Origin of the sequence: Nostocoides australiense Ben110, from assembly GCF_001050535.1 — a bacterium.
In the GTDB taxonomy this organism is placed as follows: Bacteria; Actinomycetota; Actinomycetes; order Actinomycetales; family Dermatophilaceae; genus Nostocoides_A; species Nostocoides_A australiense.
The window spans coordinates 4,074,477-4,075,707 of the sequence record NZ_HG764815.1 but is presented as its reverse complement, the minus strand read 5'-3'; the positions used below and the strand labels follow the sequence as shown (position 1 = coordinate 4,075,707).

The window sequence follows — 1,231 nt, the reverse complement described above, 5'->3', positions numbered from 1 at the left end:
CCCGAGCAATCCGGGCACCGCGCCCCGGGCCGACCCAACTGGCACCACGTGTCCACCAAGCCGGTCGAGCACGGCGGGCGGGGGCCGAAGGAGCTGACCGGGATGGTGGACCTGACCCGCGATGAGCACGGCCGGGTCCGGGCGCGGCTGCTGGACCTGGTGCCCGGCCGCTCCGGTGAGACCTACAAGACCTGGCTGGCCGAGCGCGGCGAGGGCTTCAGGAGCGGGGTGGAGATCGCGACCCTGGACCCGTTCCATGGGTACAAGAACGCCATCGATGACCAGCTCCAGGACGCCCGCTCGGTGCTCGATGCGTTCCACGTCGTCAAGCTCGCCACCCAGGCAGTCGACGACGTGCGCCGCCGGGTGCAGCAGGACACCACAGGCCACCGCGGCCGCCGGGACGACCCGCTGTACCGGATCCGGAACACCCTGCGCGCCGGCGAAGAGCACCTCACCGACCGGCAACGTGCCCGGCTCCACGCGGCGTTCACCGCCCACGACGAACACCTCGAGGTCGAGCTCGCCTGGCGGTGTGCCCAACAGGTCCGCTCCGGCTACCACCAGGACAGCCACGCCGCCGGCCGTGCCATCGCGGAGAAGATCGTCGCGACGCTGCACACCTGCCCAGTCCCGGAGATCGCCCGCCTCGGCGCGACGTTGCAGCGATGGCGTAGCGAGTTCCTCGGCTACTTCGACACCAACGGCGCGTCCAATGGCGGCACCGAGGCTGTCAACGGGCTCATCGAGCTCCACCGCCGCATCGCCCGAGGCCTGCGCAACCGAGACAACTACCGCCTCCGGATGCTCCTCATCGTCGGCGGCCTACCGACCCTCACCCACGCTCAACCGTGAAGAGCCGTTAATCGTATGACAACGCTCTGGCCGAGACGATCAACGGCCTGTACAAGACCGAGCTGATCAAACCACGCGGCCCGTGGCGCACCCTGGACGCCGTCGAGTACGCGACCGCGGAGTGGGTCGACTGGTTCAACCACCGCCGGCTCTATGAGTACTGCGGCGACATCCCGCCGGTCGATCTCGAGACCGCCTACTACGCTCAACACGAGGCCCAGCAGCAGCCGGAGCTCTCAACCCACTGAGTCTCCCGACTCACCGGGGCGGTTCAACCATTCTTCTGAGGCCCCACTGGCGGTCATTTGGTGGAACGCCAAGGGTCAATGAGTCCTCGTACTAGTTCTTTCTCGCGTTGGTAGCGGGTGTTGTCGGG

General features: G+C 68.1%; 1 protein-coding gene and 1 pseudogene. Both read left to right on the top strand.

The window, feature by feature from the left end:
- Positions 1-855 (top strand): ISL3 family transposase (locus tag BN11_RS20145; RefSeq protein ID WP_157044426.1); only part of this gene is annotated, 855 nt, incomplete at its 5' end.
- A gap of 11 nt (positions 856-866) precedes the next feature.
- A pseudogene (locus BN11_RS22200) lies at positions 867-1,103 on the top strand (integrase core domain-containing protein); the annotation flags it as partial.
- Between the last annotated feature and the right edge of the window lie 128 nt (positions 1,104-1,231).